The following is a 19,050-nucleotide window of genomic DNA, read 5'->3' as shown; positions in this document are numbered from 1 at the left end:
ATGGAAATGACTTCTGCGAACCTCCCTCGCGTCAATGTCGTCGGCCTCGGCAAGCTTGGGGCGCCGCTTGCCGCGGTGCTCGCCAGCCGCGGCTTCAGCGTGATCGGCCTCGACGTCAACAAGACGCTGGTCGATGCGCTCAACGCCGGCAAGATGCCGATCGTCGAGCCGCAGTTGAACGAGCTGATCGCTGCCAACCGAGAGCGCCTCAGGGCGACGATGGATGCGAACGAGGCGGTGCGGAACAGCGAGGCGAGCTTCGTCATCGTGCCGACGCCGTCGGACGCGACCGGCTTCTTCTCCAACCGCTTCGTGCTGCAGGCGATGGAGACGCTCGGCAAGGCACTGCGCAACAAGACCGGCTACCACATGGTGGTCATCACCTCGACCGTGATGCCGGGCTCGACCGGCAGCGACATCAAGGCCGCCCTCGAGGCCGCCTCGGGCCGCAAGGTCGGGCCCGATCTCGGCCTCTGCTACAATCCGGAATTCATCGCGCTCGGCTCCGTGGTGCGCGACATGCTGTTCCCCGATTCGATCCTGGTCGGCGAGAGCGACCCGAAGGCCGGCGACATGCTGGCGGGCATCTACCTGCAGATGTGCGAGAAGAAGCCGCCGGTGCAGCGCATGAACTGGATCAGCGCGGAGCTGACCAAGATCTCGGTCAACACCTACGTCACGACCAAGATCTCCTACGCCAACATGCTGGCCGACATCTGCGACCGCCTGCCCGGCGCCGACGTCGACGTGGTGACCAAGGCGCTCGGCGCCGATACCCGCATCGGCGGCAAGTACCTCAAGGGCGCGATGGGCTACGGCGGTCCCTGCTTTCCGCGCGACAACGTCGCCTTCGCCGCGCTGGCCCGCAAGCTCGGCGCCCGCGCCGACGTGGCCGAGGCGACCGACCGCATCAACAACTACCAGGTCGACCGCCTCACCGGCCTCGTCTCCAAGTTCGCCAGGTCGGGCACGCGGATCGCGCTGCTCGGCCTTTCCTACAAGCCCCTGACACCAGTGGTGGAGGAGAGCCACAGCGTGAAGCTCGCCGAGCGGCTGGCAGATGCGGGCTACATCGTCACCGTGCACGATCCGCTGGCGCAGGACGCCGCCCTCGCCGTGCTTGGCGACAAGGTCGTCGGCGCCTCCTCGCTCGAGTCGGCGGTGCGCGACGCCGACCTGCTGATCGTCGGGACCGGCTGGCCGGAGTACAGGGAAATCGATCCGGCGTGGGCGAAGCGCGACGGCCAGAAGCTCACCATCCTCGACCTGTGGCGCACCCTTCCCGCCGACACGTTCGAGCCGGTCGCCGACATCCTGTACCTCGGCTCGGGGCGCTGATCGCGCGAGCGCCTGCCGGCTAGAGGGTGTTCTTGTAGATGCGGCCACCCTTCATGATCAGCTTGAGGTTCTTGTGCGGGTCGGCGACCAGCGTCAGGTCGGCGATGGGATCGCCATCGACCAGCAGAAGATCGGCAAGTGCGCCCACCTCGACGACGCCGAGCTTCCCGGGATAGGGCGAGCGGGCTCCGGAAAGCGCCAGCAATTCGGCATTGTCGCGCGTCGCCATGCGCAGCGCCTCGATCGGTGAATACCATTTCGCCATCTTGGCCAGCATCGCGCCCTGCTCGGTGGCGGCAGCGGGACTGAACAGGATGTCGGTTCCCCAGGCCGTCCTTATCCCGTGCTCGGGTGCCGCCGGCAGGTCGGTGGGCAAGCGGAAATCGCCATGGCCGCCGGTCTGGGAGATCATCGCGCCCGATGGCCAGATGCGCGGGCCCACCGCGAGGCCGGCGTCGATTGCTCGCTTGAGGCCGAAGGACGGCCCGCCCAGATCGCGAATGCTGGTGAAACCGCGCATCAGCATGTCGTTGGCGGCCTTGGCAGCGGCAAGATTGACGAAGCCCACATCCGCCGTCAGCAGCACGACCTGAGGCAGCGAGATGAACATGATGTGCGTGTGGGCATCGATCAGGCCGGGCATCAAGGTGCGCCCGGCGCCGTCGATCACCGTCGCGCCGCTCGCCGTCGCCGTCCCTACGGCGGCGATCTTGTCACCTGTGACGAGGACGTTGGTCGGTGGAGTGAGCGAAGCATTCGTGCCGTCGAAAATGCGGACGTTCCGGATCAGCGTGTCCGGCGGGGACGACGCCGCTTCCGGAGCCGTTGCGCTTCCCGCTATCGCGATCAGGCCGATCAGCGCCAGTGCTTACGTCAACATCGCAGGTCTCCTTCCCCTTGGCGGGAAGGATGCCCCCTGGCTCAAACGAGCGCGAGCCGGCAACACCAAGGTGTCATCTTCTCTTCTTCAGGCCGCCTTCTTCGCACGCAGCGCCGGCAACAGCTTGCGCTCCGCGAGCTCGAAGAACGACTCCTGGTCGGGCCCGATCTGGTTGAGGATGATATGGTCGCAACCGACGGCGACATACTTCTCTATCGCCTCGAGGTGCCGGTCGACGGACGGACCGCAGCTCACCTCCTTGCCGACGGATTCGACCGACACATGTTCCGAGGCGGCGGCGAACGCTTCTTCATGCGGCAGCTCGGCCAGCACCGGCCAGCCCGCGAGCGACCAGCGGAAATAACGATGCGCCGTGTTGCGGCCCTCCTCTTCGGTCGGCGCGCAGCACATCGCGATCTCGGCGTAACGCGGCCCCTTCCCGCCGACGGAGACGTAGGCCTGGACCAGCTCCTTCCGGGCCTCCGTCACGATCAAGCCGTCAGTCTTCCGCGCGGCCAGCTTTGCCGCATCGGGGCCGCCCGCAGCCAGGATGACAACCGGCTTCCGCTTCGGCCTGTCGAAGAGCTTGGCGTGGTCGACGCGGAAATGCTCTCCATGGAAGTTGAGGATCCCCCCGGAGAGTAGGCCTTGGATGATGTCGACGGCTTCGTCGAGCCGTTCGTGACGCTCTGCAACGCCCGGCCAGCCCTCGCCCACCACGTGCTCGTTGAGCCGTTCTCCGGCGCCGAGGCCCAACGTGAATCGATCGTTCGACAGGACGCCCATGGTCGCCGCCGCCTGCGCGATGATCGCAGGGTGATAGCGCATGATCGGACAGGTGACCGCGGTCATCAGGCCGATGTGTGTCGTTGCCTGCGCGATCGCGCCGAGAACCGGCCACGCAAACGGCGCGTGCCCCTGCTCCTCGAGCCAGGGAAAATAATGATCGGAAATCGCCGCGAAATCGAAGCCGGCCTCTTCGGCACGCCGCGCGTTGCGGACCAGATCAGCCGGTCCGTGCTCTTCCGACATCAGCTTGCAGCCGAGCTTCACCATCTTGCCCTCACCGATTGGAGTTGGGGAACTCCAACGAGAACAAGAGGAGCCACGCGAAGGTTGCGTGCCCGGGTTTCGGGCACTGCGACATGATTCGTTCGCGCCGTTCATTCGTTGTACAAGGAAGGTGTCCGTAGCGACCCTCGCAGGACGCATCACCGACGCCCGCCCTACGCGATGCGGTTCGCGTCAACAAAGGCAGAGCCCCTTGGAATCGTTACTGCGACGCGCCCTCGGGCGCGCCCGACCTGCTTTGGCGCAGGAAGAAGAGCCCATTCGCAGCGAACTGTTCAGCGTCGAACGGCTCGAGCAGCACGCAGAGAGCCTGGCCTCCAACCAACCGACCCACTCGAATGCAATATCGGGCAAGTCCCTCGTGGTCCGCCTTCGCGACAACGAGCGCGTGCTTCTGGAAGCCTACGGCAGCATCGCCAAGGAAGCCGGCGAAGGCCGTTCCATCACCCCCTCTGCGGAATGGCTGCTCGACAACTATCATCTGGTCGAAAAGCAGGTGCGCGAAGTCCGCACCGATCTGCCGGCAGGCTACTATCGACAGCTGCCGAAGCTGAGCGACGGCCCGCTGGCCGGTTATCCCCGGGTGTTCGGCATCGCCTGGGCCTTCGTCGCCCATACCGACAGCCGCTTCGATCCCGAAGTGCTGACCCGCTTCGTCCGGGCGTACCAGACCGTTCAGCCGCTCAGCATCGGCGAGCTGTGGGCCGTGGCGATCACGCTGCGCATCGTCCTGGTCGAGAACCTTAGGCGATCGGCCAAGCATATCTTGAACTGGCGTGCGGCCCGCCAGGACGCCGACCGCGTCGCCGACCGGTTGCTCGGCGTCAACGACATCGCGGCCGATCCGAAGGCACTAGCGCCCTATGAGCGCGCGCTGCTCTCGGACGGCTTCATCGTCCAACTCGTCCAGCGCCTGCGCGATCAGGACCCCGAGGTGACGCCCGCGGTCGGCTGGCTGGAAGCGCGACTGATCCGGGAAGGGAAGAATGCCGACGAACTGGTGCGGAAGGAGCACCAGATCCAGGGCGCAACGAACGTCACCGTCCGCAACATCATCACCAGCATGCGCCTGGTCTCCGATGTCGATTGGACGAAGTTCTTCGAAGCGGTAAGCCCAGTCGACGAGATCCTGCGCACCGGCGGCACATTCGATGAGATGGATTTCGTCACCCGCAACCTCTATCGCACCGCCATCGAGCAGATGGCGCGCGGCACGGGGCTCGCGGAGCCGGAGATCGCACGACGCGCGCTGGCCAGCGCGGCGGCAGCGCCCGAAACCGCCGATGGTGATCGACGGAATCGCGATCCCGGGCATTACCTCCTGGGAGGCGGGCGTGCGGCCTTCGAGCAGTCGATCGGATTCCGGACGATCGGGCTGGCGCTGCGCCGCCGATTCGCGGGGACCGGCATTGCGGGCTATGTCGGCAGCGTCGCGGCAATGGCCAGCGTGGTCCTGCTCCTGCCCGTGCTCGGCATTGCAGGGCTCGGCGTCAAAGGATGGCCCCTCGCGGTCCTGGCCTTCGTGGGTATCCTGCCGGCGATCGATGCGGCCCTGATGCTGGTCAACCGGGCGATCACCGGCGGCTTCGGCGCGACACAGCTGCCGGCAATGGCCCTGCGCGACGGGGTACCGCCCGAGTCTCGCACCATGGTCGCGATACCGATCCTGCTGTCGACCCGCGCCGCGATCGACGAGCAGATCGGGCGGCTCGAGGTTCATCATCTTTCCAATCCGGCCGGCGAGATCTATTTCGCGCTGCTGTCCGACTGGACCGATGCGCTTACCGAATCGACGGTGGATGACGCTGGCCTGCTTGGCGCGGTCACGGACGGCATCACCCGACTGAATGCCCGCTATCCGAATCCTTCCGGTCCGGACCGCTTTTTCCTGCTCCATCGCCGCCGCGGCTGGAACGAGGCGCAGCGACGGTGGATCGGCTGGGAACGAAAGCGCGGCAAGCTCCATGAGCTCAATCATCTGCTGCGCGGCTCGAGCGAAACGACGTTTCTCGAAGCGAGCGACAGATCGTTGCCTGCCGACGTGCGCTACGTGGTGACGCTCGATTCCGACACAAGGCTGCCGCGCGACACGATCTCGCGCCTGGTCGGCAAGATGGCACACCCGCTCAACCGGCCGCGCCTCGATCCGCGCGAGCACCGCGTGACCGAGGGCTATGGCGTACTGCAGCCCCGCGTCACACCCTCGCTGCCGGTCGGCGCGGAAGGCTCGCTGTTCCAGCGCATCTTCTCGAGCAACAACGGGATCGATCCCTATTCGTCGGCGGTCTCCGACGTCTATCAGGACCTGTTCGGCGAGGGCTCCTACTCGGGAAAGGGCATCTACGACATCGATGCTTTCGAGAGCGCCCTGCAGGGCCGCGTCCCCGACAGCACGATGCTGAGCCACGATCTGTTCGAAGGCGTGTTCGCCCGCTCCGGTCTCGCGTCCGATATCGAGGTGGTCGAGGAATTCCCCGCCCGCTACGACGTGGCCGCGGCGCGCCAGCATCGTTGGGCGCGGGGCGACTGGCAGCTTCTGCCGTGGATGCTCGGCCTGATGAAGGGAACCGGCCGGCACGAGCGCCCGGGCTTCGTGCCCGCCATCGGCTTCTGGAAGATGTTCGACAATCTCCGGCGCACCGTGTCGCCGCCCGCCGCGATCGTGGCGCTACTGGGAGGCTGGACCTTGCCTCTGCCGGCTGCCCTGCTCTGGACGGGTTTCGTGCTGCTCGTCATCGGCCTGCCGACTCTCCTGCCCGTTATCGCCGCGCTGCTGCCTCGGCATACCGGCATTACCGCACGCAGCCACATCTCGGCCCTCGGCACGGATATCGCGTCGGCGTTGAGCCAGACAGCGCTTCTCGTCGTTTTCCTGGCCCACCATGCCTGGCTGATGATCGATGCGATCGGCCGAACGCTGTTCCGTCTGCTCGTCACCCAGCGGCGGATGCTCGAATGGATCACCGCCGCCCAATCCAAGAGCAGCCTGCGCGCCGGCTGGTTCGGTCTCTATGTCCAGATGGCGGGAAGCGTCGCGATCGGCATTCTTGCCGCACTCTTCGTGTGGTACTTCGGCGCCGCGGCCGCGCCGATCGCTGTTCCGTTCGTCCTTGCCTGGCTCTTCGCCCCGGCGATCGCACGCTGGGTGAGCCTGCCGCCTGGAGACGCTGGCAGTCTTTCAATGTCCGCGGCCGATGCCCTGTCGCTTCGGCTGATCGCCCGGCGGACATGGCGCTACTTCGAGACCTTCGTCACCGAGACAACCAACATGCTGCCGCCGGACAACTTCCAGGAGGATCCGAAGCCTGTCATTGCCCAGCGGACATCGCCAACCAATCTCGGCCTGTTGCTCCTGTCGACCGTCGCCGCCCGGGATTTCGGCTGGATAGGTACTCTGGAGACTGTGGAGCGGCTCGAGGGAACGTTGGCAACAATGGGGCGTCTGAGGCGCTTTCGCGGACACTTCTTCAATTGGTATGACACCAGCGATCTTCGCCCGCTGGAACCGCCCTACATCTCGTCCGTCGACAGCGGAAATCTCGCCGGCCACCTCATCGCCCTCGCCAACGCTTGCGCGGACTGGCGCAGCAGGCCTGTCGACGCGTCGCGAGTCGCTGCCGGCGCCGCCGACAGCCTGACGCTCGCCCGCGAGGTGCTGTTCGCGTTGCCCGACGACCGCCGAACGCATCTCGTGTCTTCGTCCGAGCTCGACCATGCGCTCAAGGGTATTGCCGCGGCCCTGTCGGGCCCGCTCGACGAGCTCTCGCGGCACGCCGAGACGGCCGCCGACCTCGCCCGGGCGCTCGGCAGCGAACGCGGCGATGAAGGCAGCGCCGACATGCTGTTCTGGGTCGAGGCCACGCAACGATCGGTCGAGAGCTGCCGTCGCGACATCGCGCAGACCGCGGCCGCGACGGCAGCGCTCCAATCCCGGCTGCAGGCGATCGAGACGACGGCGCGGGCCTTCGCCGACGAGATGGAGTTCGCGTTTCTGCTCGATCCGGAGCGCAGGCTGCTGTCGATCGGCTATCTCTGCGCCGAGGACCGGCTCGACCACAATTGCTACGACCTGCTCGCCTCGGAGGCGCGGCTCGCGAGTTTCGTGGCCATCGCCAAAGGGGAGATCCCGGCCCGGCACTGGTTCCGCCTGGGACGCGAGGTGACGCCGGTAGGACGCGGCGCAGCTCTCGTCTCGTGGTCGGGCTCGATGTTCGAGTACCTCATGCCGTCGCTGATCATGCGCGCGCCGCACGGCAGCCTGATCGAAAAGACCAACGACCTCGTCGTGCAAAGGCAGATCGACTACGCGCGCGGCCTCGGTCTGCCCTGGGGCATCTCCGAGTCGGCCTACAACGCACGCGACAAGGAATTCACCTACCAGTATTCAAATTTCGGCGTGCCCGGCCTCGGCTTCAAGCGAGGCTTGGGCGAAAATGCCGTCATCGCGCCCTATGCGACGGCGCTCGCCGCCATGGTCGATCCCGCGGCCGCCACGATCAACTTCGCCTTGCTGGCGCAGAAAGGCGGGCGCGGCCGGTACGGCTTCTACGAGGCGCTCGATTTCACGCCCACGCGCGTCCCCGATGGCCAGTCCCAGGCGATCGTGCGGGCCTACATGGCGCACCATCAGGGCATGACGGTGGTCGCCATCGCCAACGCCCTGCTCGACGGGATCATGCGCACCCGCTTCCACGCCGAGCCGATGGTCCAGGCGACCGAGCTGCTGTTGCAGGAGCGCACCCCGCGCGACGTCGCGGTGGCCCATCCGCGAGCCGAGGAAGTCAGCGCCGGCGCAACAGGAAGCGATCTCGAACCGACGCCTGTGCGTCGCCTGCGCAATCCAAACGCCGCCAGCCCGTCGGTGCACCTGCTGTCCAACGGCCGCTACGCCGTGATGCTGACCGCGGCCGGCTCGGGCTACAGCCGCTGGAATGATCGCGCCGTCACGCGCTGGCGCGAGGACACGACTCGCGACGATTGGGGCAGCTACATCTTCCTGCGCGATGTCGAGCGTCATGAGGCATGGTCCGCGACCTGGCAGCCGTGTGGCCAACGGCCCGATAGCTACGACGTCATGTTCGCCGAGGACCGCGCGGAATTCATCCGGCACGACGGCAGCCTCACCACCACTCTGGATGTCGTTGTGTCCCCCGAGGACGACGCCGAGGTGCGCCGCGTGTCGATCGCCAATTCGGGCGCCGGCGCACGCAACATAGAGCTCACCTCCTATGCCGAGATCGTGCTCGCCCAGCCGGCAGCCGACCAGGCCCACCAGGCGTTCTCCAAGCTCTTCGTCGAGACCGAGTACCTCGTGGGGGCGGACGCCATCCTGGCCACACGCCGGCGGCGCGGCGCGGACGAGCCCGAGCTTTGGGCCGCCCACCTGGCGGTCGTCGAAGGCGAGGCGATCGGCGACTTCGAATTCGAGACCGACCGCGCCCGCTTCCTCGGCCGCGGCAACGACATCGGCAACGCAATCGCCGCGAACGACGGGAGGCGATTGTCCAATACGGTGGGCCATGTGCTCGATCCCGTGTTCGCGCTGCGCCGGCGGCTGCGAATTCCCGCAGGCGGCACGGTGCGGGTTGCGTTCTGGACCATGGTCGCCTCCTCGCGTGAAGCGCTGCTCGACGCCGTCGACAAGCACAAGGATGCCAATGCCTTCGAACGCGCTGCCACGCTGGCCTGGACGCAAGCACAGGTGCAGCTGCGCCACCTCGGCATCGGTCCGAGCCAGGCGAGCCTCTACCAGCGCCTGGCGGGGCATGTCGTCTATGCCAACCCCGCGCTGCGTTCGTCGTCCGACACGATCCGCCGCGGCCTGGCGCCACCGCCGGCCCTGTGGGCGCAGGGCATCTCGGGCGACGTGCCGATCGTGCTCGTGCGGATCGACGAACTCCAGGATGCCGACATCGTGCGCGACATGCTGCGTGCCCACGAATACTGGGGACTGAAGGGCTTGCCGGTCGACCTCGTCATCCTCAACGAGCACGGTGCCTCGTATGCCCAGGATCTGCAGATCGCCATCGAGACGCAGGTACGGATCCGCCAGTCGACGATCCATCCCGCCGCCGAGCGGCAGCCGGGCGGCGTGTTCGTCCTGCGCAGCGATCTGATTTCAGCCGACACCCGCACCTTGCTGTATGCCGTGGCGCGCGTCGTCCTGCTCGGCCGTCGCGGCAGCCTGGCCGATCAGCTCGGCCGGCTGCAGACGCCGCGCGGCGTGCTGCCCTCGCCGCCGCTCAAGCAGGTGACCGATGCTGCGGCCAAAGCCGATGCGCCGCCGCCGCCGCCGCCCGATCTGCAGTTCTTCAACGGACTGGGCGGATTCTCTCCCGATGGCCGGGAGTACATAATCGTGCTCGGCCCCGGCCAGTCGACGCCCACGCCGTGGATCAACGTCGTCTCCAACGCCTCGTTCGGCTTCCAGGTCGCCGCCGACGGCGGCGGCTACACGTGGTCGCAGAACAGCCGCGACAACCAGCTCACACCGTGGTCGAACGATCCGGTCGGCGATCGGCCCGGCGAGATCCTGTATGTGCGCGATCTCGATACGGGTGACGTCTGGACTCCGACGGCGCTGCCGATTCGCCTCGAGCCGGCACGCTACATCGCGCGTCACGGACGGGGTTACAGCCGTTTCGAGGTTGCCGCCAACGGGGTCGCGCTCGAGCTGCTGCAGTACGTGGCACTCGACGATCCGATCAAGATCTCGCGCCTCACCTTGCGCAACATCTCGGGCCGATCGCGCCGCCTGTCGGTCACAGCCTACGTCGAATGGGTCCTCGGCCTCGCCCGCGGCGTGGCCGGACCGACCATCGTGACCGAACGCGACTCCGTCACCGGCGCGATCTTTGCCCGCAATCCGTGGAACATCCATCAGGGAACCCGCGTGGCCTTCGCCGACCTCGCCGGCAAGCAGACGGGGTGGACCGGAGACCGCGGCGAATTCATCGGCCGCAACGGCACCACCGGAAGTCCCGCGGCCCTGAGCGGCACCCACTCGCTTTCGCAGCGAGTCGGCGCCGGCCTCGATCCGTGCGCCGCGCTGCAGACCACGATCGAGCTCGAGCGCGACGGCATCACCGAGATCGTTTTCTTTCTCGGTCAGGCAGGCGGCGCGGCCGAAGCGCAGGCCTTGATCGCACGCTATCGCGACATCGACCTCGCCTCAGTGCATCGCGACGGCACGGGCTTCTGGGATGAAACGCTGGGTACCATCCAGGTGAAGACGCCCGACCCGGCTCTGGACATTATGCTGAACGGCTGGCTGCTCTACCAGACGCTCGCCTGCCGCTACTGGGCACGCTCCGCCTTCTACCAGGCGAGCGGCGCCTACGGTTTTCGCGACCAGCTCCAGGACGTCATGTCGCTGATGGTCGCCAAGCCGGACCTCGCGCGCATGCACATCCTGCGCGCCGCGGCCCGCCAGTTCGTCGAAGGCGACGTCCAGCATTGGTGGTTCCCACCGGCCGGACAGGGTGTCCGCACGCACATCTCCGACGATCGGGCATGGCTCGCCACGGTTGCGGCGCACTATGTCGCAACCACCGGCGACGCATCCATCCTCGACGAGCACGTGCCGTTCCTCGATGGACCGCCGGTTCGCCCGGGCGAGCACGACCTCTATTTCCAGCCCAACCCGGCCGATGAATCAGGGTCGTTGTTCGAGCATTGCGCGCGCGGCCTCGATCTCAGCCTCGCCACCGGCATCCATGGCCTGCCCTTGATCGGTACCGGCGACTGGAACGACGGCATGAACCGCGTCGGCGAAGCGGGCAAAGGCGAGAGCGTCTGGCTGGGCTGGTTCCTGCACGCCGCCCTCAGCGCCTTCATCCCGATCGCATCGTCACGTGGCGAGGCCGCCCGCGCCGCCACCTGGGCCGCGCATGCCGCTGCGTTGAGCAGCGCGCTCGACCGCGACGGCTGGGACGGCGACTGGTATCGCCGAGGCTATTACGACGACGGAACTCCCCTCGGCTCCGCGGCGAGCGAGGAATGCCGCATCGACTCGATCGCACAGTCCTGGGCTGCGATTTCCGGTGCCGGCGATCCGGCGCGCGCCGTCCATGCAATGGCCGCCCTCGATCGCCTCCTGGTGCACCGCGGTGACCGGTTGGCGCCGCTGTTCACGCCGCCGTTCGACAAGACCGCGCTCGATCCCGGGTACATCAAGGGCTATCCCCCCGGCATCCGCGAGAACGGCGGTCAGTACACCCATGCCGCCGCCTGGTCGATCATGGGCTTCACCGCGCTCGGCCAGGGCGACAAGGCGGTTGAGCTGTTCTCGCTGATCAATCCCATCAACCACACCGCCACGCGCGCCGGCGTGCTGCGCTACAAGGTCGAACCCTACGTCGTCGCCGCGGACGTCTATTCGGTGGCGCCGCATGTCGGGCGCGGCGGCTGGACGTGGTACACCGGCTCGGCCGGCTGGCTTTACCGCGCCGGCATCGAGTCCATCCTGGGCCTTGTCATCAAAGGCGACACGCTGCTGGTCGATCCCTGCATTCCCACCGCATGGCCGGGATTCGGGATGACGTTGCGGTATCGCGGAGCGGTCTACGAGATCTCGGTCGGCAATCCGGCCGGTGTGAACCGTGGGGTTGTTGCTGCCCTGATGGACGGCGTGCCGCAGCCTGTTGCCAATGGCGCGGCCCGAATCGAGCTGAGCCAAGTTCCGGGCACCCATGAGATAAGCATCGTCCTGGGGGCGACCGGAAGCCCGGCAATGCCCGAAAGCGACTCTCGACGTCGCGCCGCGCTGGCCTAGACCGCCGTGAAGCGCTTCATGTCGTCCGGTTCAGTCTCCATCGCGCGGGCGTAGGAGCGCGCGACGTCGACCGGCTTGCCGTCCTCACGGATGCGGCCGTCGTCGATCCAGATGGCGCGGCGGCAGAGACGCATGACGTCGGCCTTGGCGTGGCTGACGAAGAGCAGCGTGCCGTGCTCGCGGAAGCCCTCGATCCAGTCCATGCACTTGCGCTGGAAGGCGGCGTCGCCGACCGCCAGCGCCTCGTCGACGATCAGGATGTCGGCCTCCAGGTGGGCGCACAGCGCAAAGGCGAGGCGCGCGCGCATGCCGGTCGAATAGTGCTTGATCGGCTGCTCAATGAACGCGCCGACGCCCGCGAAGTCGACGATCGAGTCGAACTTGGCGAGCACCTCCGGCCGCCGCATGCCAAGCACGGCGCCGCCGATCATGACGTTCTCGCGTCCGGTCGATTCGAGGTCGAAGGTGGAGCCCAGCGCCAGCACCGGGGCGATCCGGCCCTTGACCCAGAGCTCGCCCTTGGTCGGTCGAAGGATGCCGCAGATCATCTGCAGGAGGGTCGACTTGCCGCAGCCGTTGCGCCCGACCAGGGCGACGGCTTCACCGCGCTTGACCTCGAAGGTGACGTCCTTCAGCGCCCAGAACGAACGGTAGTAGGTGTGGAACGCGCCGAGCAGCACCTGCTTCGACCACTGGCTCCGGTTGTCGTAGAGCTGGTAGGCCTTCCCGAGGTTCCGCGCGCGGATGACGGTGTCGCTAGATGACATCGGCGATCCGGTCGCGCTGCCGGCGGAAGAACCAGAAGCCGAAATAAAAGCTCACCAGCGACAGCAGCAGCGTCCAGCCGACGACCGGCAGGCGCGGCAAGGTGCCCAGCACGGTGAGATGGCGGATGATCTCGATGAAGCCGGTCAGCGGGTTGAGGTACATCAGCAGCCGCACGTTCGGCGAAAATCCATCGATGCTCCAGAACACCGGCGTGGCGAACATCAGGATCGGCGCCAGGGTCATCATCAGGTAGGCGGCATCGCGCGTGAAGGCGCCCAGCGCGGCCAGGAACCAGGTCATGCCGATCAGGAAGGCGAGGAACGGAACCAGCCAGAGCGGCAGCAGGATCAGCGTCCAATGGATCGTGCCCGTGAGCACGATCTGGGCAGCCAGCATCACGACCAGCCCGATCAGCACATAGACGGTCGCCCGCAGGGTCGAGATGATCGGCAGCATCTCGGCCGGGAACATGGTCTGCTTGATGAAATGGGCATATTCGTGCAGCAGCGAGGGGCCGCGGAACGCCATCTCGGAGAAGAAGCTGTAGGCGATCAGGCCGCCGAAGATGAACAGGGCGTAGTCGAACTGCGACGTCGCCTCGACGTGGTTGGGCAGCTTCACGACACCGCTGAAGGCAATGGTGTAGGTCGCGAGCGCCAGGAACGGCGCTACGATCGCCCACACCCAGCCGGCCATCGATCCCTTGAAGCGCTCGTTCAGCTCGCGGCGCAGGATCGCCATGATCAGGTCGCGGTGGTGCCAGGCCGAGCGCATCGGCTCGCCGAACCAGTGCAGCAGGCCGGCCAGCGCGCCGCGCTTCTCGGTCACCACCACCTCGCCGTCGACGATATGCAGCAGCGGCTCGTCGTCCCCCCGCATGTGCGGCGCCGGGCGCGTTCCTGGCCGCAGTTCTGGGCTCTGCGCCACGTCCGTCAGCCCGCCCGCTTGCGGAACTTCAGGATCTTCTCCTTCATGGTCACCGGCACCTCTAGGGCAAAGCCGGCCAGCACCTGGCTGCAGAAGGGATTGATGTTGGCCCCGACATAGTCGGTGAAGATCGGCCAATATTTGTTGTAGATCACGTTCACGCCGATGAAGCGGCGCGGCATGCGCCGGCCGGCGGGACGGGTCGCGGACTCGGTCGACGCGGCCTGCCGGAACAGGCGCTCGACGATCTTGAGCTGCTTGCGGTCGGCCGGCGAAGCTTCGCGGCCGGTCCTGACCGGATCGCCATCCTTCTGGGTGGTGAGGCCAAATTCGAACAGGAACAGGTCGGTCCGGCGCAGGAGATCGGCAAACCGGCCCGTCTCGATCGCCGGATGGTCGAGGTCGAGCTGGCATTCGCGAGGGACCAGGACCGGACCGGTCAGGCCCATCCCTCGCCACGCGGTGGCGAAGCGCGACACGAACTCCGCACGCGAGCCCACGACCATGACCGCGGTCGACCGCGGATAGGTCAGCATCTGGTCGCAGACGAACGGCAGGGTGTGGCTGAGGTCGTAGGTCAGGTCGTCGAACAGGTGCCATTCGCAGCTCGTGCTCGTGAACGGCACCGTGGCCGGCTCGATCGCCTTGGAAAGGCCGGCGGTATAGCGCTCGTAGGAGGTGTCGCGGTCGAGCCGGACCTCCTCGATCTCGACGTCGGGCCAGCCCCAGGTCTCCGCCTGCTCGGGGATGTAGGGCGACGAGACGTTCCAGATGTACTTGTCATGGCTGTTCATCGTCGTCTTGCGGCCCTTGTTGTTGGCCGCCGCGACGCGGGTGTGGTCGCAATGGTAGCCGAACGCCTTGTCCATCAGCGTGTCGACCCGGCCGCGATACAGCGCCAGACGTGCCGCCAGGTTCGAATCGCAATGCCAGCCGAGGATCATCGATTCGTCGAAGCCGTGGATCGCGAACATATCGTCGCGCAGCACCGCCTGGAAGTCACCGAGCGCGTCGTACTTCATAGGCATGAAGTTGTGCACCACCTGGTTCAGGTGGAAGCGCATCGACCAGTCGCGCAGCTTGGCGAGGTTGCCGGCGGGATCCTTGCGGTCGAAGGCGGCCTCCCACAGCATCTCGGGGATCTCGAAGCGCGGGACCTGATAGAAGCCGTCCGGCAGGGCGCCCAGGATGTCGCTGAGCGATTCGCCCTCGGTGCGCGACAACAAGAGCATGTCGGTGTTGGTGTAGAGGATCCAGCGGTTCTTCGGGTTGGAGCGCCGCAGCGCCACGTTGCGCGACTGCGATTCGAGCGCGACGAGATGCGTCTTCGACTTCAGGTGCGCGTGCTGCTCGGGCCGCACCCGAAGGATGCGCATGTGCTTCTTGGCCTTTTCGGTCAGCGTGTCGTGGATCGCCTCGGGGAAGGTCGGATGATCGTCCGGCGTGTTGTAGTCGACGAACAGGATCTCGTCGTCCGGGTCGGACATCACCTCGGCCAGCGCATTGAAGCTGATCGCGGCGCGCTTGTGCAGGTTGTAGCCGTGGCTGTCGTTGCGGCCGTAGATGATGACGGAGAACATCGGTTCCTCGGGGCTTCTAGCGGCGCTGCGAAAGTTCGTTGCGCGCTGCGGCGTATTCGATCATGGCCGGCGGGGCCCGCTCGGCGACTTCCTTGAAGCGCTCCATCTGGAAGAGGGCTTCGGCGCGGCGGCCGTCCGTGGTCGCCGCCGCCAGGACGGCATCGGCCGTCGCCCGGCCGGCCAGCAGATCGAACAGCGGGCCGGGCCAGGCAGCAGCGCTTTCGCGCGGCATCCCCACCGCATCCAGCGGGCGTCCCAGCCGCTTCAGCGCGGTCAGACGATACAGCCGCCAATAGGGATCGTCCGGCGCCTTGGCAATGGCGCGCTCGAGTTCCGGCAGAGCCGCCTCGTAGTCGGCCAGGCGTAGCGCCACGCAGGCCCGTGCGGCCGATTGCATCTCGGGCAGCAGGGAAAGCTGCTGGCGCCAGTCGTCGTTGGCCTTGTCGAGCCGGCCCATGGCGGCGAAGGCGATCGCCCGGCCGCTCAGCGTCTCGGGCGCCCTGGGATTGGCGTGGAGCGATGAGTTGAACGCATCGACCGCCTGCCGGTAGCGACCCAGCATCGACAACGCCTCGCCTTTCAGCGCCAGGATGGCTGAGTCCTTCTCCTTGAACTTCAGCCCTTGATCGTAGAAGCGCAGCGCTTCCTCGGCCCGGCCGCGCGCCAGGAGCGCGTTGCCGCTCGCCGACAGAGGGAAGGATCCGGTCTTGATCCGCTGCAACGCCAGCTCGTAGGACTCGACCTCGAAAGTGAGCCGGCCCTGTTGGCGGAACAGGTAGCAGCGGTCCGGCGCCCCGACCCGCTGCTCCGCCCACAGCTGGCGAGCCTTCTCATATTCCGGCCGCGCCGGAGCGACCCGGCCCAGCATGTCGAGACACTCGGCGTGCGAAGCGACGGCCTCGGCGAAATCCGGCAGCAGTTCGATGGCGTGCTCGAAATCCTCCAGCGCCGACTCGATCTCGCCGGACCGCATGCGATGGCGGCCGCGACGAAACAGCGCCTGGCCCCGGCGCTCGGGATCGGCGGCGTCGACATCCGGAAAACCCGGGTGGCGTGCCCGCTTCTGCCAAAGGCCGCTGGCGCCGGCGAGGGCGGATTTCAGAAAACCTGGCTTGCTCAAAAAGTCCTCGGGCTGGGGCGGCGTGACCGGCTAAACCACCTGCCTTGATGCGTCAAGGCGGCTAGCATATGGCGTTTGCCCCTGCCTACCGTATATATCGAGTCCAAGATGGCCGTTGCACAAGCTGTATGTCTGGTTGGAGGCCGCGGTACGCGGCTGGGGGCCCTCACGGACGAGACGCCCAAACCGGTTCTTCCGGTGGGCGGGCGGCCGTTCCTCGACTATATCGTCCATGAAGCCCGCCGTTTCGGCCTGCAGCGGCTGACACTGCTGACCGGCTATAAATCGCGTGAAATCGAGAGTCTTTACGCTGGCAAGACATTCGGCCAGCTCACGGTCGAGGTCGTGGCCGAGGCGAGCCCGGCCGGTACCGCGGGCGCCCTGCTCAATGCCGCCGACCGGCTCGACGAAACGTTCTTCCTGCTGAACGGCGATTCCTATTTCGATTTCAACTGGCTGTCGCTGGCGACCGCGCTCGACCACCGGCCCGGCTGGACGATGCATGCCGCGCTTGCCACCGGCATCGCGGGCAGCCGTTACGGCCGGGTCCGGCTGGAGGACGGCCAGGTGCGCGGCTTCCGGGCGGAAGGCAGCAGCGATCAGCCGATCAATGCCGGCATCTACTTGGTGCGACGCCGGGTACTTGACAACGTCAAATCCATCCCCTGCTCGCTCGAGCGCGAGATCCTGCCGGGACTGGCTGAAAGCGGGCAGCTCCTCGGCACCGCGGCGCGGGGCTCGTTCATCGATATCGGCATTCCCGACGACCTCGCGCGGGCGCAGGAGCTGCTGCCGTCCTTCATGCACCGCCCGGCCGCCTTCTTCGATCGCGACGGAATCCTCAACCGCGACGACGGCTATGTGCATCGCCCCGAGCAGATCGTCTGGATGGACGGGGCGATCGAGGCGGTACGCTGGCTGAACGAGGCCGGCTTCTACTGCTTCGTCATCACCAATCAGGGCGGCGTGGCACACGGCTACTACGAGGAACGGCACGTCCATGACCTGCACGCCTGGATGCAGCAGGAGATGCAGAGGCACGGCGCCCACATCGATTCGTTCGAGCATTGCCCGTTCCATCCCCAGGGCGTGGTCGAGGGCTACAGTGTGGAGTCCGAATTCCGTAAGCCGCAGCCGGGCATGATCCTGAAGCTGCAGCGCGAGTGGACCACCGATCCGTCGAGGTCCTTCGTCGTCGGCGACCGCGACACAGACGTCGAAGCGGCGATCGCCGCCGGCGTGGCGGGCTACAAGTTCGAGGGCGGCAACCTGCTGCACTTCCTGCAGGAGCGCGTTCGTACTCGGTGATCTGAGTTCCTGTGACGCCTCCGCCGTGGATAGGACTCCTTCGCGCTTTGCGCGAAAGAGTCGACGCGACGCTTCCCCGGCTTCGCCAAGGAGGAAATCGCGATGTCAGGGGACGCGGATGCCCGCCAGTTCCCAGCTCGTCGGCGAGGAAGTGAGGGCCCGTCCGGTGGCACCGACGACCTCGAACTTCGCGCTGTACTTGGCGACGAATTCCAGCGACGGGCAGTACCACCACCGACGCTCCCACCGCCCCTGCCCGCTGGGTTCGGTCCACAGCAGGACGAAGCAGTTCAACCGGCCGACCGGCACCTCGACGGACTCGTATTTTTCCACCGAGACGTTGGCCTGCCAGCCTCTATCGGCCGGACCGGCGCGGGTCAGATGCACCGCCTTGCCGACTTGCAGCGGCAGCAGGGTCGTCAGGACATCGATGTTCGCCTGGACGATCGGCGAGGCGGCGCTGAAGGCGCCGAGGAACAGGTCGACCTGCTGCCCGCCGTTGACGTTCGCGAAGCGGCAGAACGGGGCCGGCGCTCCGGGCAGCGCCTGGATGCTGCTGGAGTCCGTGAATGTGTAGATCGTCCTCGGCGGCGGACACGAGCTCTGGTCGCTCTGCGCCGCGGCATTCGTAACGCCCGCCAAGCCGACAACGAGCATGAGGCACAGAGCCTTGGCGCTGGTGGAAAACGAGATCATCGCGCCCGTGTCCAGCCGGCGGGACAGCCCGAACCCATCATGCGTACGCGTGACCCGTCGGAAGAGGCGCAGTCGACCTGGGGCAAGGCCGGCGCCGCGACAGGTGCGACGACCGTGGGCGCCTGCGGCGGCGGGCCTCCCCTCGACCGCGGAGCGGCGACGGTGGAGACGGGCCCGTATGCGGGCGGCGGAGAATCCCGTTCAATGGGCACGGCCATCCCGCTGGGAACCAGCGACAGTGCGATCTCTCCCTCGTACTTGTTGTCGGCGCCCCGACTCGAGTCGACGGCCCAGGCCAGTCCCAGGGTCAGTACATTGGCATACGTCGCCATGGCCAGGCCGGACCTGTTGACATAGGTCGCACTGCTGTAGCCCGCCTTGTCGCAGACGACGAACAGGTCGACCTTGGTCTTCTCAACGGTCACCACCCCCGGTGTCGACGGGATATCGGCCACCAGACCGCCGTTTCGCCAGAAGGTACAGCGCGCGCCTGGCGGCGTGGTCTTCACGGCGATCTGCTGTGAGGTTCCCTCAAATATGGAGGCGCAGCCTGCCAACAGGGCGCAGGACGCCAGAATTGCACTTGCTC

General features: G+C 66.8%; 11 protein-coding genes. 3 read left to right on the top strand and 8 right to left on the bottom strand.

Annotated features, from left to right (window positions below):
• Positions 1-6 precede the first annotated feature (6 nt).
• Positions 7-1,338 carry a UDP-glucose dehydrogenase family protein gene (locus ACQY8M_RS22790; protein WP_428660095.1) on the top strand — a complete coding sequence of 444 codons (1,332 nt, stop codon included), beginning with the start codon at positions 7-9 and terminating at the stop codon, positions 1,336-1,338.
• Positions 1,339-1,357: 19 nt separating this feature from the next.
• On the opposite strand, the gene ACQY8M_RS22785 is transcribed toward ACQY8M_RS22790, so the two are convergent.
• Together ACQY8M_RS22785 and ACQY8M_RS22780 are read right to left on the bottom strand one after the other, a co-directional pair.
• Positions 1,358-2,185 carry an amidohydrolase family protein gene (locus ACQY8M_RS22785; RefSeq protein WP_428675450.1) on the bottom strand — a complete coding sequence of 276 codons (828 nt, stop codon included), beginning with the start codon at positions 2,183-2,185 and terminating at the stop codon, positions 1,358-1,360.
• Positions 2,186-2,305: 120 nt separating this feature from the next.
• Complete coding sequence (locus ACQY8M_RS22780; protein ID WP_428660092.1) at positions 2,306-3,385, bottom strand: TIGR03557 family F420-dependent LLM class oxidoreductase; 1,080 nt, start codon at positions 3,383-3,385, stop codon at positions 2,306-2,308.
• Here ACQY8M_RS22780 and ACQY8M_RS22775 point away from each other — a divergent pair.
• Complete coding sequence (locus ACQY8M_RS22775) at positions 3,339-12,062, top strand: GH36-type glycosyl hydrolase domain-containing protein (RefSeq protein ID WP_428660090.1); 8,724 nt, start codon at positions 3,339-3,341, stop codon at positions 12,060-12,062. The two genes, ACQY8M_RS22780 and ACQY8M_RS22775, sit on opposite strands and share 47 nt — an antisense overlap.
• Here ACQY8M_RS22775 and ACQY8M_RS22770 read toward each other — a convergent pair.
• From ACQY8M_RS22770 to ACQY8M_RS22755, 4 genes are read right to left on the bottom strand one after another with little or no spacing between them, the layout of a single operon-like run.
• Positions 12,059-12,829: an ABC transporter ATP-binding protein gene (locus ACQY8M_RS22770; protein ID WP_428660087.1), complete on the bottom strand. Its 771-nt coding sequence runs from the start codon at positions 12,827-12,829 to the stop codon at positions 12,059-12,061. The two genes, ACQY8M_RS22775 and ACQY8M_RS22770, sit on opposite strands and share 4 nt — an antisense overlap.
• Positions 12,819-13,709: an ABC transporter permease gene (locus ACQY8M_RS22765; RefSeq protein ID WP_428660084.1), complete on the bottom strand. Its 891-nt coding sequence runs from the start codon at positions 13,707-13,709 to the stop codon at positions 12,819-12,821. Before ACQY8M_RS22765 ends, ACQY8M_RS22770 begins: the two co-directional genes overlap by 11 nt.
• A 53-nt stretch (positions 13,710-13,762) precedes the next feature.
• A complete protein-coding gene (locus ACQY8M_RS22760; RefSeq protein WP_428660081.1) occupies positions 13,763-15,337 on the bottom strand; it encodes a hypothetical protein in 1,575 nt (524 codons plus the stop codon).
• A gap of 16 nt (positions 15,338-15,353) precedes the next feature.
• On the bottom strand, positions 15,354-16,457 hold the full coding sequence (locus ACQY8M_RS22755) for a tetratricopeptide repeat protein (protein WP_428660078.1): 1,104 nt from the start codon (positions 16,455-16,457) through the stop codon (positions 15,354-15,356).
• 108 nt (positions 16,458-16,565) lie between these two features.
• On the opposite strand from ACQY8M_RS22755, the gene ACQY8M_RS22750 reads away from it, so the two are divergent.
• Complete coding sequence (locus tag ACQY8M_RS22750; protein WP_428660075.1) at positions 16,566-17,765, top strand: HAD-IIIA family hydrolase; 1,200 nt, start codon at positions 16,566-16,568, stop codon at positions 17,763-17,765.
• 105 nt (positions 17,766-17,870) lie between these two features.
• Here the strand turns inward: ACQY8M_RS22750 and ACQY8M_RS22745 are convergent, their stop codons facing one another.
• Both ACQY8M_RS22745 and ACQY8M_RS22740 read right to left on the bottom strand, forming a co-directional pair.
• Entirely contained in the window at positions 17,871-18,461 is a 591-nt protein-coding gene (locus ACQY8M_RS22745) for a hypothetical protein (RefSeq protein WP_428660072.1), read from the bottom strand.
• Entirely contained in the window at positions 18,458-18,970 is a 513-nt protein-coding gene (locus tag ACQY8M_RS22740) for a hypothetical protein (RefSeq protein ID WP_428660069.1), read from the bottom strand. The genes ACQY8M_RS22745 and ACQY8M_RS22740 overlap by 4 nt, the downstream gene beginning before the upstream one ends.
• Positions 18,971-19,050 lie beyond the last annotated feature (80 nt).

The sequence above is a fragment of the Reyranella sp. genome, assembly GCF_965279465.1.
Taxonomy (GTDB): Bacteria; Pseudomonadota; Alphaproteobacteria; order Reyranellales; family Reyranellaceae; genus Reyranella.
Note: the sequence above shows the minus strand (reverse complement) of the source record. Positions and strands in the feature narration are given on the sequence as shown.